The sequence below is a fragment of the Serratia sp. 3ACOL1 genome (genome assembly GCF_003668775.1).
Lineage (GTDB): Bacteria > Pseudomonadota > Gammaproteobacteria > Enterobacterales > Enterobacteriaceae > Chania > Chania fonticola.
Window position 1 is genome coordinate 1623399 of record NZ_CP033055.1, and the last position, 14807, is coordinate 1638205.

At 55.1% G+C, this 14807-nt stretch carries 13 protein-coding genes; 11 read left to right on the forward strand and 2 right to left on the reverse strand.

The annotated features are described in order from the left end of the window. Nucleotides 1–55 precede the first annotated feature (55 nt). Nucleotides 56–1717 carry a DUF4091 domain-containing protein gene (locus D9980_RS07465; RefSeq protein ID WP_121606916.1) on the reverse strand — a complete coding sequence of 554 codons (1662 nt, stop codon included), beginning with the start codon at nucleotides 1715–1717 and terminating at the stop codon, nucleotides 56–58. 461 nt (nucleotides 1718–2178) lie between these two features. Here D9980_RS07465 and D9980_RS07470 point away from each other — a divergent pair, with 461 nt between their 5' ends. From D9980_RS07470 to ogt, 11 genes are all read left to right on the forward strand, one after another. After that, nucleotides 2179–3432 carry a sugar ABC transporter substrate-binding protein gene (locus tag D9980_RS07470; protein WP_024486603.1) on the forward strand — a complete coding sequence of 418 codons (1254 nt, stop codon included), beginning with the start codon at nucleotides 2179–2181 and terminating at the stop codon, nucleotides 3430–3432. A 78-nt stretch (nucleotides 3433–3510) separates the two neighbouring features. Then, nucleotides 3511–4452, forward strand: coding sequence for a carbohydrate ABC transporter permease (locus D9980_RS07475; RefSeq protein ID WP_098931052.1), 942 nt, complete (start codon nucleotides 3511–3513; stop codon nucleotides 4450–4452). A 10-nt stretch (nucleotides 4453–4462) separates the two neighbouring features. After that, nucleotides 4463–5281 (forward strand): carbohydrate ABC transporter permease, encoded by an 819-nt coding sequence (locus tag D9980_RS07480; protein WP_021806473.1) that lies wholly within the window; start codon nucleotides 4463–4465, stop codon nucleotides 5279–5281. A 24-nt stretch (nucleotides 5282–5305) separates the two neighbouring features. Beyond that, the gene (locus tag D9980_RS07485; RefSeq protein ID WP_024486605.1) at nucleotides 5306–6442 is read left to right on the forward strand and encodes an ABC transporter ATP-binding protein; all 1137 of its coding nucleotides are present in this window, start codon (nucleotides 5306–5308) and stop codon (nucleotides 6440–6442) included. A 17-nt stretch (nucleotides 6443–6459) separates the two neighbouring features. Next, the gene (locus D9980_RS07490) at nucleotides 6460–7743 is read left to right on the forward strand and encodes a Gfo/Idh/MocA family protein (RefSeq protein ID WP_121606917.1); all 1284 of its coding nucleotides are present in this window, start codon (nucleotides 6460–6462) and stop codon (nucleotides 7741–7743) included. Nucleotides 7744–7761: 18 nt separating this feature from the next. Then, nucleotides 7762–8670 carry an ROK family protein gene (locus D9980_RS07495; RefSeq protein WP_121606918.1) on the forward strand — a complete coding sequence of 303 codons (909 nt, stop codon included), beginning with the start codon at nucleotides 7762–7764 and terminating at the stop codon, nucleotides 8668–8670. Between the two features lie 333 nt (nucleotides 8671–9003). Further along, the gene (gene agaR / locus D9980_RS07500; protein ID WP_121606919.1) at nucleotides 9004–9774 is read left to right on the forward strand and encodes a transcriptional repressor AgaR; all 771 of its coding nucleotides are present in this window, start codon (nucleotides 9004–9006) and stop codon (nucleotides 9772–9774) included. Nucleotides 9775–10333: 559 nt separating this feature from the next. Continuing rightward, on the forward strand, nucleotides 10334–11497 hold the full coding sequence (locus D9980_RS07505) for an SIS domain-containing protein (RefSeq protein WP_121606920.1): 1164 nt from the start codon (nucleotides 10334–10336) through the stop codon (nucleotides 11495–11497). Nucleotides 11498–11506: 9 nt separating this feature from the next. Further along, a complete protein-coding gene (locus D9980_RS07510) occupies nucleotides 11507–12361 on the forward strand; it encodes a tagatose bisphosphate family class II aldolase (RefSeq protein ID WP_024486999.1) in 855 nt (284 codons plus the stop codon). A 341-nt stretch (nucleotides 12362–12702) separates the two neighbouring features. Next, the gene (locus D9980_RS07515; RefSeq protein ID WP_121606921.1) at nucleotides 12703–13014 is read left to right on the forward strand and encodes a hypothetical protein; all 312 of its coding nucleotides are present in this window, start codon (nucleotides 12703–12705) and stop codon (nucleotides 13012–13014) included. Nucleotides 13015–13226: 212 nt separating this feature from the next. After that, on the forward strand, nucleotides 13227–13751 hold the full coding sequence (gene ogt / locus D9980_RS07520) for a methylated-DNA--[protein]-cysteine S-methyltransferase (protein WP_071683477.1): 525 nt from the start codon (nucleotides 13227–13229) through the stop codon (nucleotides 13749–13751). Here the strand turns inward: ogt and D9980_RS07525 are convergent. Further along, the gene (locus D9980_RS07525; RefSeq protein ID WP_021177886.1) at nucleotides 13748–14695 is read right to left on the reverse strand and encodes a sugar-binding transcriptional regulator; all 948 of its coding nucleotides are present in this window, start codon (nucleotides 14693–14695) and stop codon (nucleotides 13748–13750) included. The genes ogt and D9980_RS07525 overlap by 4 nt on opposite strands. Nucleotides 14696–14807: the final 112 nt, after the last annotated feature.

Here is a 14807-nt window from a genome sequence, read left to right on the forward strand (position 1 = left end):
AAAAGATGAAATCAGGCGTCAGGGGCGAGAATGCTCGCCCCTCTATCCCTCTGGTTTACAGAGCCGCCTCTATACGGGCGTTGACCTGTTCCCGCAGCCGCAGTAAGGCAGAGGCCTGGTGAGGATAACGTTTGAAGGTAATGCGCATCCCCAGCGCTTGATCGATCAACTGCTCCACCGTGGCGCGATCGGTCAGGCTCTCCAACAACTGCAACGCCCGCAGGTCTTGCAACCCCTGATGGAACACCCGCAAGCGCAGCGATTCTATCGGCATGAAATCCGGCCCGGGATAAACCACAAAAGGATCGCCAGAGGGGAAGGCGTTGCCGCTGTCGGTTACCGCATAGGGATTCAGTTTCTCCCGGGAATGGCTGCTGTTATAGAAGTTGTAGCCCCAGTGGAGGAAACCGCTGATGTTATAGAGGTAAAGCTGGATACCCAGAATGCGGTTGCGGGCCGAAGGCTGAGCAAAGAAGCGGTTGGCCACCTCGGTTCTTTGCACGCAGCAGTAATAGGCCCACAGCTGCTGGGTTTGATGCTCGAGGAACGGCTCGATATGATCGGTGGCTACCACCGGGGTTTCCACCAACCCGCGCTGATAGAAGTCAAAGTCTGACAGCGCATCGAAGGTGCGGAACCCCTCCAGCAACGGCCGCAGTGAATCGCTGGCACGTTGGTAAGCGGCAATATTCTCCAGTTTGGGTTCATCCGAGATGTGGAACCACACCTGCCGTTGCAGATCTCGGGCCCGGAACCAACCGGTCAACGCTGGCATCAATGCCTGCAGAAACTGCTGATATTCGCTGCCGTGGGCATCGGTATGCCAACCAAATAGCGGCTGCATTTCCCCCGCGACCTCAACCATAATTTTGGGCGCATGCGCTGCGCCCCATTGGGTAAACAGGTGGGCAATTTCGAAGTGTTCGATCCCCTCCTCCTGCGCCAGCGCTACCCACTGAGCCAACCGTTCAAAATCAAATTGGTAACCTGCAACGGTGCGTTTCACCCCTACCAACTGCACGGTGGTGCGTTCGCCACCGATGGCGGTATCCAGCGGCGGCGTAAAGATTGGCGTTAGCAACATATTCACGCCATTTGCCACCGCGTTACGCACCAGGTTGCGCACTGCCTGCCAGTATTGCGGGCTGAACACCGCAATCTGATAATAGTCCGCCAAACAGTCGGTATGTAACCATTCAGTATGCAGCAACCTCTGCTTTGGCAAGGCGGCGGGCACTACATGCAGCGTCATGCTGGTTGCGGCCAGCTCTTCCCCCGTCTCTTGATCGAACAACCGCAGCGTTAGCGGATAGTCGCCACCGGCAATACCCTGCGCTGGCGGCGTAAAGGTCAGCCACAGGCTAGCGTAATAACGGCAGGCGGCAAAAAAACGCCGATCCTGAATGGGCATCAGCGGGTCGGGAAATAGGCCAGGCTCGGTCGTCAGATAGTTCTCATCGGCCTCGGCATAACAGGGAAAGTGGCTGGGCACCGACTGCACGTGGCGCACGCTGATATCATCGGCCAATTCCCCCTCAAGTTGATAACGTAATTCCCGACGGGTTTCATTATCCTCGCGGTACAGACAATACACGCCTTGCCATGAGAGTGTCTCATTATTCAGACAGCTGAATTGGTTTTGCTGTTCCACTTGCGGTGCGGCTTGGCGATGAAATATCTTCTCCAGGCAATGGGTAAATAGTAGCGCGAGACGCATAATAGCTGCCCTGTTTTATTTTACGGTAGGATTGAATTAATTTCAGGCTAGCGCGTTTTTTCACCACAGGCAATATAGGCCAACAAAAAAAGCCAGCGAACGCCCTCTCACCCAGCAAAAAATTAATTTTTTTGTTTATTTGCATCACAAAAATGAAAGATGCCGCGGCCTGCACAATAAAAACGTTTTTAATCCCCATTATGGTGCAAGGGTTATCAGTTAATCCTATGACCCCAGCAAGCCATAACTGCCGCCCGACAACGGATTTTCGCCCTTCGACATTAACAATTCATCAACAAAAAAGGCTTTCGGTTGGTGGCTTTGACCTTTCGTTGTTAACAACAGTGAAAGATACATGCCCCATTTTTGGGCAAAATGGCCGCATTGACACATTGAAAGTTAAGGGATAGAAAGAAATCACGTTCACAAAAAATGTATTCGCCGACACCGAGGGTAAAGCAATGTCACCTAGAAAAAACGCCGGACGTTTTCTGTTGCATTCCGCTGTTGCAGCCGCTTTATTGTTGCCGACCATGTTATATGCCGCCGATCAGATAACATTACGTTATGCAGTTTGGGATCGAAACCAATTACCTGCCGAACAGGAAATTGCCAAACGATTTGAACAGGCCAACCCGAATATCAAAGTGGAAATAGAATTAACCCCCGCTGCACAATACTTTGTTAAATTAGATTCTGCCGCCGCCGGTGGTGTCGCGCCGGATATATTCTGGATTAACATGCCCTATTTTGTGCAATATGCCAAAAACGGCATTATGCAACCGCTGGGCGATTATTTAAAAGACGGCACGGTCAATCTGGATAATATCGTTGCCAGCTCCGTTAAGGCTTATCAATACGACGGCCAACAAATGGCCATCCCGCGCGACGTTGATTCCATTGCCGTGTGGTACAACAAAAAACTGTTCGATCAGGCCGGCGTCAGCTATCCCACCAGCGACTGGACCTGGGACGACATGAAGAAAAAGGCCGCCGAATTGCAAACCGGCCTGAAGGGCAGCGCCTTCCCGCTGGTGATGGATCTCAGCATCGACGGCCAGGACAGCTATATGAACCTGCTGTTCCAGAAAGGCAATCATATCGTGCCAAAAGATGGCCAACCGACCGATATCGCCAACGACAACGCCATCTGGGTCTACCAGCAGCTACAAGGGATGATGAAAGACGGCCTGATGCCGACCGCCCAGCAGATGAGCGAAGTGAAGACCGAAAACATCTTCCAGTCCAACCGTGCCGCCATGGTGTATGCCGGTTCCTGGCTGGCCGCACCGTTCGCCAACAACCCGCTGATCAACGAACACATCGGCGTGGTGATGATGCCGAAGATCGAGCGCCAGTCTGGCGTGGCTCACAGCCTGGCCTATGCCATGTCCGCCAAGAGCGACCACAAGCAGGAAGCCTGGAAGTACATCGAGTTTATGAGCAGCGAAGCCTCGCAAGCCACCCTGGCGAAGGTAGTGATCCCGGCCAACAAGATCGCGGCTAAAGCCTGGGCGGAGGAAGTCAAAAAGGTTGACGTTACTCCGTACATCCAAACGCTGGAGGTGACCGAGGCCTATCCAACCGCAGGCACCAACACGCCTAAGTGGCAAAACATGTGGATCGGCAGCCTGAAGAAAATCTTTATGGGCGCGGATGCCCGTACGGAAATGGATAAATCGATCAAGAAGATCGAACGCATCATGGAGCAGTAATTCCCCGCGCTACGGCCTGCCTACCCGAAGGCAGGTCGCAGCGGAAACACTGAGCAGTCAAAGGTGAGGAATGGCGACATGTCGCTGGCAGAAACGGCTACGGCCAACATAAAACAGGCAAAGAGCAAACCTCGTGCCGCATTAAGCCGCCTGGAGCGAGCCGAACGCTTCTGGGGCTGGGTGATGATCCTGCCGCTGGTGATCGGCCTGACGGTGTTTTACTTCATCCCGTTTTTACAGAACATTTTTTACAGCTTTACCGACCTCAACCAGTTTATGAGCTGGACGACCATCAGCTTTGACAACTACATCAACCTGTTTGAGGACGATGACTTCTATACCGCCGCCTTCAACACCCTGTTTTATGTGGTGGTGTGCGTACCGGTGATCTTGCTGCTGTCGTTGCTGCTGGCGATTGGGCTGAACCAGAACATTCGCGGCAAAGCGCTGTTGCGCACCCTGCTGTTCCTACCGGCGGTGACCATGCCTGCCGCAGTGGCAATGGTGTGGCAGTGGCTGTTCAACAAAGATTTTGGCCTGATTAACCAAGGGCTAAACCTGCTGCACATTGCGCCGGTCGCCTGGCTCTCCGATCCGGACGTGGTACGCATCAGCGTGTCCATCATCATTATCTGGTCGTCGCTGGCGCTGAAAATCATCATCCTGCTGGCCGGTTTGCAAAGTATCCCCCGCCAGCTGTATGAAGCCGCCGATATCGACGGTATCAGCACCCTGCGCCGTTTCTTCTTTATCACGCTGCCGATGATGGTGCCGACGCTGTTCTTTGTGTCGGTGATGAGCTTTATCGAGATCCTGCAAATCTTTGACGTGGTGTTCCTGATGTTCGACCGCGCCCTGGTGGAAGGTGACGTGATGACCATCACCAACCTGTTCTACAAATACGCCTTCTATCTGCAAGAGAAAGGCTACGCCTCTGCCATTACCGTGGTGCTGTTCGCCGTGACGCTGGTGATCACACTGGTACAGATGGCGATTGGCAAACGCCTGAGAGTGAGCTGAGGAGCCATTGATGACGATAAGCAAACGAGCCCTGGTCTATCTGTTTATGACGCTGGCGGCGCTGGCCTCGGTGGTGCCTTTTATCTGGATGTTGGTGACCTCGCTGAAAACCCAGGCCGAAAGCATTCAGATCCCGCTGACCCTGCTGCCGGAAAACCCGAGCTTGCAGGCCTATGGCAAAATCATGCGCGAGATCCCTTTTGCGGATTTTTATATCAACTCGCTGCTGGCCACTTTCTCCACCGTGACGCTGCAAATGGTGATCGCCACCATGGCCGCGTATGGCTTCTCCCGCCTGCACTTTCGTGGCCGTGACGCGGTATTCCTGGTGTGCATCTCGATCCTGATGGTGCCCGGCCAGGCATTTCTAATCCCGCAGTTCCTGGTAGTGCAGAAAATGGGGCTGGTTAACAGCATTACCGGCCTGGTGCTGCCGGGGATCTTCAGCATTTACGCCACCTTCCTGCTGCGGCAGTTCTTCCTGGCAGTACCTAAGGAAATGGAGGAAGCAGCGCTGATCGACGGTTACAGCTACTTCGCCATTTTCTGGCGCATCATGCTGCCGCTGATCCGCCCCGGCATCATCGCCTGCATCATCATTAACGGTTTGTGGAGCTGGAATAACCTGATGTGGCCACTGATCGTCAACACCACGACCGAGAAATTGACGCTGCCGGTGGGCCTGGCTTCGCTGTCCAGCCGTGCCGGAGTGGAATACCCGCTGCTGATGGCGGGGGCGCTGATGGCGGTGATCCCGATGCTGATGCTGTTCATTCTTTTCCAACGCTATTTCATCCAGGGCATCGCCAGCGCTGGCGTTAAAGGCTAACCGCGAACAATAAGGTAAACAGACATGGCCGGTATTCAATTAAACAGTGTGAAAAAGGTCTATCCCAACGGTTTCCGGGCGTTGCATGGCGTGGATCTGGATATCAAGGACGGTGAGTTTATGGTGTTTGTCGGCCCGTCCGGCTGCGCCAAATCCACCCTGCTGCGCATGATCGCCGGGCTGGAAAGCGTCAGTGAAGGCCAAATCATGATCCATGACCGCTGCGTTAACGACACCATGCCCAAAGATCGTGGCATCGCTATGGTGTTTCAGAACTATGCGCTCTATCCGCATATGACCGTCTACAAGAACATGGCCTTTGGGCTGATTGGTAAAGAGAGTAAGGCCGAGATCGACCGGCGGGTGCAGGATGCTGCCGAGAAGCTGGAAATCACCAACCTGCTACATCGCAAACCCGGCCAGCTCTCCGGCGGCCAGTGCCAGCGCGTGGCGGTTGGACGTGCCATCGTGCGTAAACCGAAGGTATTCCTGTTCGACGAACCGCTCTCCAACCTGGATGCCAAGCTACGTGTTTCCATGCGCGTGCAGCTCATCGAATTGCACAACCGACTGAAACAGGAAGGCGCCGCCGCCACCATGGTGTACGTGACGCACGATCAGGTCGAGGCGATGACCATGGGCGACCGCATCTGCGTAATGAATCGGGGCACCATCATGCAGGTGGACAAGCCGATCAACCTGTATCACCACCCCGCCAACCGTTTTGTCGCCGAGTTTATCGGCAGCCCGTCGATGAACCTGCACGATCTGGACTTGCTGCGTAATGCTCAGGGAACACAACTGCGTATCGACGATCGCTATCTGCTGACTCTGCCGCCCGCGCTGGAAAAGCAGTTGGAAAACTATCCGCACCAGCGCGTTTGCCTGGGTATTCGCCCTGAAGCGCTGCGCCTGTGCGCTGCCGGTACCCAAAACTGTTTCCCGGCCCGTATTGCCACCATTGAGCGCATGGGCAACGAAGAGTTGCTGCACTGCGAACTGGCCGGATTACGCTTCGTGCTGCGGATTGCGTCTCAGCCAGACTGGGAACCGAGCATCGGCGAACAGATCCATTTGACGTTTGATTTGGCCCGCGCCCACCTGTTCGATCAGGCCAGCGGTGACAACCTGAATAATAACTCTACCCAGTCACTGGGATAATTTGGGAGTACTTTGCAATGTCGTCAGCTCAATCTAATGACTATACCGGACGCCCGGTGCGCGTGTTGGTGATTGGTGCCGGTGCTCGTGGGGAAATTTATTCCCGCTATGCGCTTGCCCATCCAGAATTGATGCAAGTGGTGGCAGTCGCTGAACCGCGCGATACCTATCGCCAGCAGTTTGTAGCCCAGCACGGCATTTCCCCCGAAAACGTGTTTACCGACTGGCAGCAGGCCGTAGCGGCGGGCAAGCTGGCCGATGCGGTGATGATTTGCACCCAAGATACCCTGCATCTGGCACCGGCTCTGGCCTTCGCCAAACAGGGCTATCACATGCTGCTGGAAAAGCCACTGTCGCCGGACGCGAGTGAGTGCTGCACCATCGTGGAAGAAGTGGAACGCCAGGGAATCATCTTCTCCGTCGGGCACGTGCTGCGCTATACCCGTTACACCCAGAAACTCAAACAACTGCTGCGCGATAAGGTCATTGGCGACATCGTTAGCCTGCAACATCTGGAACCGGTGGGCTATTGGCATCAGGCCCACTCTTTCGTGCGTGGCAACTGGCGCAACGATCAGCAGGCGGCCTTTATGCTGTTGCAAAAATCCTGTCACGATATCGACTGGATCCGTTACGTGATGGATACCCCTTGCGAGCAGGTCAGCTCATTTGGTGGATTACGCCACTTCCGCCAGGAAAACCAACCACAGGGCGCAGCGGATAACTGCCTGGACTGCGGCGTTGAGGCCGAATGCCCCTATTCCGCCAAACGTATCTACCTTGGCGAAAATCACAAGGCAACGCCGGGCTTCCTGCGGGTGCTGACGCCGGAAGTCGACCAGGAGCATCTGGTCGCCGCGCTGCGCAACGGCCCTTATGGCCGCTGTGTCTACCGCTGTGATAACAACGTGGTGGATCATCAGGTGGTGAATATGCAGTTTAGCGGTGGCCGCACCGCCGCCTTTACCATGACCGCCTTTACCAAAATGGAAGATCGCAAAACGCGCATTTTTGGCAGCCAGGGATGCCTGGAGGGCGATGGCCGCTATATCCGCATCACCTCCTTCCTTGACGACCGCGAAACGCTGTATGACGTGGATGAGGCCGAAGACCTGCACACCATGTCTGGCCACGGCGGCGGCGATTATTATCTGATGCAGCACTTTATCTCTGCCGTGCGCGCCAACGATCCTTCGCAAGTGTTGTCTGGCCCGCAGGAAACTTTGCAGAGTCACCTGATGGTCTTTGCCGCCGAACGCGCCCGCCGGGAAAACGCCGTCATCACCTTGGGCGAGGAGTAAACCGTGGCTACTCATGCTATGCGTTACGGTTTTGATATTGGCGGCACCAAAATCGAAATGGCCGCCTACGACGCTCAGTTGAATCAGGTGCTGTGCCAGCGCGTCAGTACGCCCACCGGCGACTACCGCGAGTTTCTCGCCTGCATCGCGCAACTGGTCAGCCAGGCCGATCGCAGCCTGCACACCCAAGGCAGCATCGGCATTGGCTTGCCGGGGATCACCGACCCACGCAGCCGCAAGCAGTTGGCGGTAAACGTGCCCTGCCTGACGGGCCACTGTCTGGCAGACGATCTGACCCAGGAGCTATCGCGACCGGTAGAGATTGAAAACGATTGCCGCTGTTTTGCACTTTCGGAGGCCAGCACGCCCCAGACCGAACGGTTGGAGGTGGTGTTTGGTGCCATCATCGGTACCGGCGCTGGCGGCGGGCTGGTGATGAACAAACGGCTCCACAAGGGTCGCAATGGGCTGGCTGGTGAATGGGGGCATACGCCTATCTCGGCCCAATTGGCGCAGCGTTACGATCTGCCGCTGTTTGTCTGCAATTGCGGCCTAACCGGTTGCTTTGAGCGTTATGTCTCCGGCAGCGGTCTGCTGGCCCTGAGCCAACACTTTGGCCATAGTGCGGCCAACGTTCCGGCGCTGATCGCCAGTTACCGTCAGGGCGATCCTTTAGCGCAGCACCTGATGGGGATCTACATCGATATCCTGGCCAGCGCGTTGGCCAGCCTGCAACTGTTGCTGGATGTGGACGCTTTCGTGTTAGGGGGCGGGCTTTCTAACGTGAGCGAACTCTATGCACAGTTGCCTACCGCCATGAGCCGCTGGCTACTGCCAGGGACGGAACCGGCGATGGTTTATCCCCCAGTGTATGGCGACAGCAGCGGCGTACGCGGTGCGGCACTGTTGCGCCAAAGCTGGCAATAAAAAAATTAAGGAAAGCTCACCCGCATTAATCACCGTGGGTAGCTTTCATCCTCGGCGGAATTAATTGGCGTGGTCACGGAGATATTAGCCGAATAAATAAGGCATTACCGGTTTTCAGTTTATTTACACGCGGCTTTCAGTTGATGACCAACCGAAAGACGGCGATGAAATAACTGGTTGAAATATAAGATTATATTTAAATTTTTCGATTGCGTTGCGTGGTTTCGTTTGCTGTAATTTGCAACGAAAGACTGAAAATACGCCTGTAACGGTTGCTGTGGCCCCTATGCCACGGCCGGGGTTTGCTACGGGTAAATCAGGAGTCAGCTATTCATGATCAATACCGTAAAACGGCGGGAATTAATTATCGACCAGCTATGCCGTGAGGGCACGGTGCGCGTGGAACAGTTGAGCAGCCAGTTTGCCGTCTCTACCGTCACCATTCGCAGCGATCTGCGCCATCTGGAAAAAAGTGGTTGTGCGGTACGGGCCTACGGCGGCGCGATGCTCAATAAACAGTTCGCCTTCGATCGCCCGCTACAGGACAAGGGGCGCATCAACCGCGATGTGAAATTCGCCATTGCCTGTGCCGCCGCCGCGTTGGTGAACGACGGTGACGCGATCATTCTCGACTCGGGCTCCACCACTAGCCAGATGGCTACCCAGTTAGCAGGTAAGAAAGACCTGGTGGTGATGACCAACGCCCTGAATATCGCCTTTGAATTGGCCAGTAACGAGCAGGTGGATTTGATGGTGGTCGGCGGCAGCGTGCGGCGCAAGTCTTGGTCGCTGTATGGCCCCGCTGCCGAGCAGCACATTCGCCAATATCGCTTTGATAAATTTTTCCTCGGCGTTGATGGCTTTGATTTGGTGGGTGGTATCACCACGCCAGATCCCGGTGAGGCCCAGCTCAACCGCGCCATGTGCGAAGTGGCCCGCGAAGTGATTGCGGTGGTTGACGCCAGCAAGTTTGGCCGCAGCAGCTTCTGCATGATCCGCGAGATCGGCCAGATCCACCGATTGGTGACCGACAGCCGCATTCCGACCAATTACCTGCATGCGCTGCAAAATCTGGGGGTCCAGGTGATTATCGCCGACCAATGAATCAGCCCCTCACCCCAACCCTCTCCCACAGGGAGAGGGAGCTGGTACGGAGCAGCACTCAGGTATAGAGGCTGCGGCATGAACGGAATGGTGCTCAGCTTCAGGCGTATTAGACATCCGTGATCGCCCCCTCACCCCAACCCTCTCCCTCAAGGGAGAGGGAGCTGGTTCGGAGCAGCAGTCAGGTACATAGCAACTCCGGAATCAAAAGAGTGGGTACGGAGAAATAGCCAGGTACAGAAGCTAATTAGTGGCGAGCGCAGGAGTTGGCCGGTGGCACGGTTCGATCCCCTCGCCCTCAAGGGAGCTGGTACGGAGCAGCAGTCAGGTACATAGCAACTCCGGAATCAAAGGAGTGGGTACGGAGAAATAGCCAGGTACAGAAGCTAATTAGTGGCGAGCGCAGGAGTTGGCCGGTGGCACGGTTCGATCCCCTCTCCCTTTGGGAGAGGGTTAGGGTGAGGGGCAACTCACAGCACCAGACCCTAACCTGGCTCAGCACCGCATCAACAGGCATTTATTAGGTATTAACCGTTTTATTTTTTAAGGAGTTACCATCATGACAGGTTATTTTTCTTACGATGCGGACTGGCTGGAGCAACATCATGCACTGCATACCGCCCGTGAGATTTGGCAGCAGCCGGACCTTTGGGCTGCCTTGCATCAGCAGTTGGCCGCCCAACAGGAGCAATGCTCCGCTTTCCTGACGCCGCTGCTGCAAAATCCGCGTCTGCAGATTGTGCTGTGCGGTGCTGGCAGCTCAGCCTTTGCGGGTCGGGCCTTGGCCCCATGGCTGAGGGAGAAAACCGGCCGGGATGTTGCGGCCTATGGCACCACCGATATCGTCGCCAATCCGCAGCAGTTTCTCGACCCATCACGCCCGACGCTGCTGGTCTCTTTCGCCCGTTCCGGCAACAGCCCGGAAAGCGTCGCTTCGGTAGCGCTGGCAGATCAACTGCTCCCCCAGTGCTATCACCTGATGCTGGTGTGCAACCCGGACAGCCAGTTGGCCAACTACGCGCACGGCCGTAAGAACGTTTGTGCCCTGGTGATGCCACAGGGCTCAAACGACCAGAGTTTTGCCATGACCTCCAGCTTCAGTTGCATGATGCTGAGCACTGCGCTGCTGTTAGGCCCCTATTCCCTGGATGCAGCCCAGCAACCGCTGGCGCAGATGATCGAGCGCTGTAGACAACTGCGTGAAACGCTGCAATCACAAGTAAAAACCCTGGCCAGCAGCGGCTTTAGCCGTTACATCGTGCTCGGCAGTAGCTGTTTCACCGGCCTGGCGGAGGAAGCCTCGCTGAAAATGCTGGAACTGACCGCCGGGCAAATCGTCACCCGCTACGACTCGCCGCTGGGCCTGCGTCACGGCCCTAAATTTATGGTCGATCCACAGACGTTGGTGCTGCTGATGCTCTCCAGCAACCGCTATACCGAGCGTTATGAGCAGGATCTGTGGGACGAACTCCAGCGCGACGGTTTGGCCAAGCAGCTGGTTGGCCTTGGTAACTCGCCAACGGAGAAAACGGGCCAGTCCGATTTACATCATGCCGACGACGATATCTGGCTGTTATTCCCCTATCTGCTGTTCGCCCAAATGCTGGCGTTTGAAACCTCGCTGGCGCGCGGCCTGACGCCGGATAACCCTTGCCCAACCGGGGAAGTCAACCGCGTGGTAAAAGGCGTGACCATTTATCCCTACTCTGCTACCGAGCTGTAAGGAGCCGTTATGTACCTGATATCCAACCGTGAAATGCTGTTGAAAGCACAAAGGCAGGGCTATGCCGTGCCAGCGTTCAACGTACACAATCTTGAAACGGTGCAGGTCGTGGCAGAAACCGCCGCCGAACTGCAATCCCCTGTGATCATGGCCGGGACCCCAGGCACCTTTAGCTATGCGGGTACCGACTATCTGGTGGGAATTTGCCGCTCGGCAGCCCAGCGCCATGACCTGCCGCTGGCGTTGCATCTGGACCATCACGAAGAACTCGAGGATATCGCTACCAAGGTCAGAGCCGGGATCCGCTCGGTGATGATCGATGGCTCGCACCTGCCTTTTGAGCAGAACATCGCGCTGGTTGCGCAGGCCGTCGCGTTATGCCATCGCTATGGGGCTAGCGTAGAAGCGGAGCTGGGCCGCCTGGGTGGCCAGGAAGACGATCTGATTGTCGATGCCGCAGACGGCTTTTATACCGACCCAAAAGCCGCCCGCGAGTTTGTCGCGGCTACCGGGATCGACTCCCTCGCCGTCGCCATAGGTTCGGCTCATGGGCTGTACCACGGGGAGCCCAAGCTGGATTTTGACCGGCTGGCGCTGATCCGCGAACAGTTGGAGATCCCGTTGGTGCTGCACGGTGCCTCCGGTATCCCGGAAGCGATGGTCAAGCGAGCCATCTCGCTGGGGGTGTGTAAGGTCAACGTGGCTACCGAACTCAAAATCGCTTTTGCCGATGCGGTGAAGAGCTATTTCTCCCAACATCCGGAGGCCAACGATCCGCGTAAATACATCGTCCCGGGCAAATTGGCAATGAAAGAAGTGGTAGCAGAAAAGATCCGTATCTGTGGCAGTGCAGGGATGCTGTAACTCTAAAGAGTAAGGTTAAGGGCCGCAGAATAACGATGACTATGCGGCCTTAACATTAATATCGCTATTTAAAGTCACACCCGTTATTATAAGCAGCATTAAAAGTAATCATTCTTACATCGCCCCCTAAATTCCCCCACTATGATCTAAATCATGGTTTTACTGCCTGCCCATCCCTACTATTAAATTCAATTAACGAACGATTGCTGTTATTATTATTTACTCAATACATTATAGTAACGTTGGAAATTAAATCATCAGACAATGGAAGTTTATTTTTTAGACAATAATCGACTTTTTTGTTAATGGATGGTTTTACTTTATGCTAATAGGAATAGCTTATGAAATCTATTATTACGGCTTTGGCCATACTGGCAGCCTTGCCACTTTCAGCCCATTCAAAACAAGAAGTTAGCCACAACACCATCTCAGGGAGCATCCAGTTTTCCGGAAAAATCAGCGCCCCAACCTGTGAAATCGCGCGCAGTGATGGTCAATATATATCCAGTTGCTATCGTGAAACCGCCTTCAATACCAATGAATTTATCAAAATGCCATTGGATAATATGGGTTCGGAATTAATGGGCAAGCCCATTCGTGAATCGGTGTTTAATGACCCTTCTCTACAACGAATTACGTTAATTTACAATTAATCCTAATCGACGGAATTATGTCATACAATTAGCCACCGAAAATGACTTTGTGGTTTTATTAACATTTTGGCGTTTCGCCTCTCGGGGTATACCTACTTGGGTGTACCCTGTTTTTTCCTTTAGCCCCCGCCCCATCAGCATGTCCGAAATCCGCCATCACATCCGGCTCTTTCATGTAATAATCGCCCTATCAAACGCAAGGAGTGAACAACATGCTGACCTTTTTTATTGATCGTATGCCGACGCCGGTCGGTGAACTGGTGTTGATCGGAGATGAGCAAGGACGGATGCGCGCGCTGGACTGGACCGATCATGAGGCTCGCCTGATGAAGCTGCTCAACAGCCATTATCGAGCCTCTCCTTTCGTCATTCAGGAACAAGCCAACCCAGGCGGCCTGACGGAAGTGATGCAACGCTATTTTGCTGGCGAGTTGGCAGCCATCGACACTGTGCCGGTGATGACTGCGGGCACCGAGTTCCAGCGCACCGTCTGGCAACAACTGCGGCAAATTCCCTGTGGGGAGATCATCACCTACGGGGAATTGGCCAAGCGCATTGGCAGGCCAACCGCTTCGCGCGCAGTTGGCATGGCTAACGGCACTAACCCAATCAGTATCGTGGTGCCCTGCCACCGAGTGATCGGCTCACAGGGTGCGCTGACCGGTTACGCCGGAGGGGTGCAGCGCAAACAATGGCTGCTGAAACATGAAGGTTTCCTGCCCCAGGATCTGATTTAATCGGCCAGTAGCGCCAACGCGCTCTCCTCATCAGTCACCAGGCCGTTGATCCAGCGGCCTAGCAAGGCGGCACGAATGGCCTGATGCTTTTCTGCACCACCGGCCAGCGCAATCACCGGTTTTTCCGGCCGTTGGTGCAGATTGACGCTGGTCAGCCGTCGATCGAGTTCGCTGGCCACCCGCTGGCCCTGTGGATCGATAAAATGGCCCAGCATTTCTGCCACCGCGTTAGATTCGCACAGCCGATCAACATCTTCTGCGGTGATAAATCCATCCTTGTGCAGCGGGCAGTGATATTCGATGGTGCCAATGCCGATAAAGGTCACATCGGCCTGGCTGGCTTTGTCGTTCACCGTGCGGTAAATGCGGTGGTTGCACCACAAGGCGCGGTCCTGTTCGCTATCGGCAAACAGCGGTGCGGGCAGGATAAAGTAGCGGCCCTGGGTTTTCTCTGCCATCCACAGCGGTACATCATACCGGGTACAGGAGCCATCAGCCGCGATCGCACCAATCAGTGAGACGCAGCTATGCTGTGGCCGCTCCAATTCTGGCAGTTCATCAATCGCCGCCTTCAGGCTACGGCCTGAACCAACCCCAATGTTCAATGGCTGTTCACTGCGCAAAAACTGCGCCATCACTTCAGCCCCGGCCACCGCCACCGCGCGGTTTATTCCGGCGCTCTCCATTCCCTGGCTAGGCACCACCTGACACAGCGTTAAGCCATAGCGTGCGCTAAGACGGGCCGATAATTCCATGCAGCGCCCTACCGGGTGGGAAATGTTGACGCTGATCAGACCGCTGTCGATCGCCAATGCCACCAGCCGCTGCGCAACCTGGCGCGATACGCCCAACGCTTCGGCAATTTCATTCTGAGTCTGTCCGGCCACGTAATACATCCAGGCGGCGCGTGCCGCCTGATCCAGCTTCTTATCGTGTTTGACCATGTTGTTTCACCCGCTACCCCTGATGGCCCCATTTTACCGGCATTCCACCTGCCCGCAGAGGTCGATTTGCACATTTGTGAGCTAAAGCCCATTTAAAGGGCAAAAGTTTATT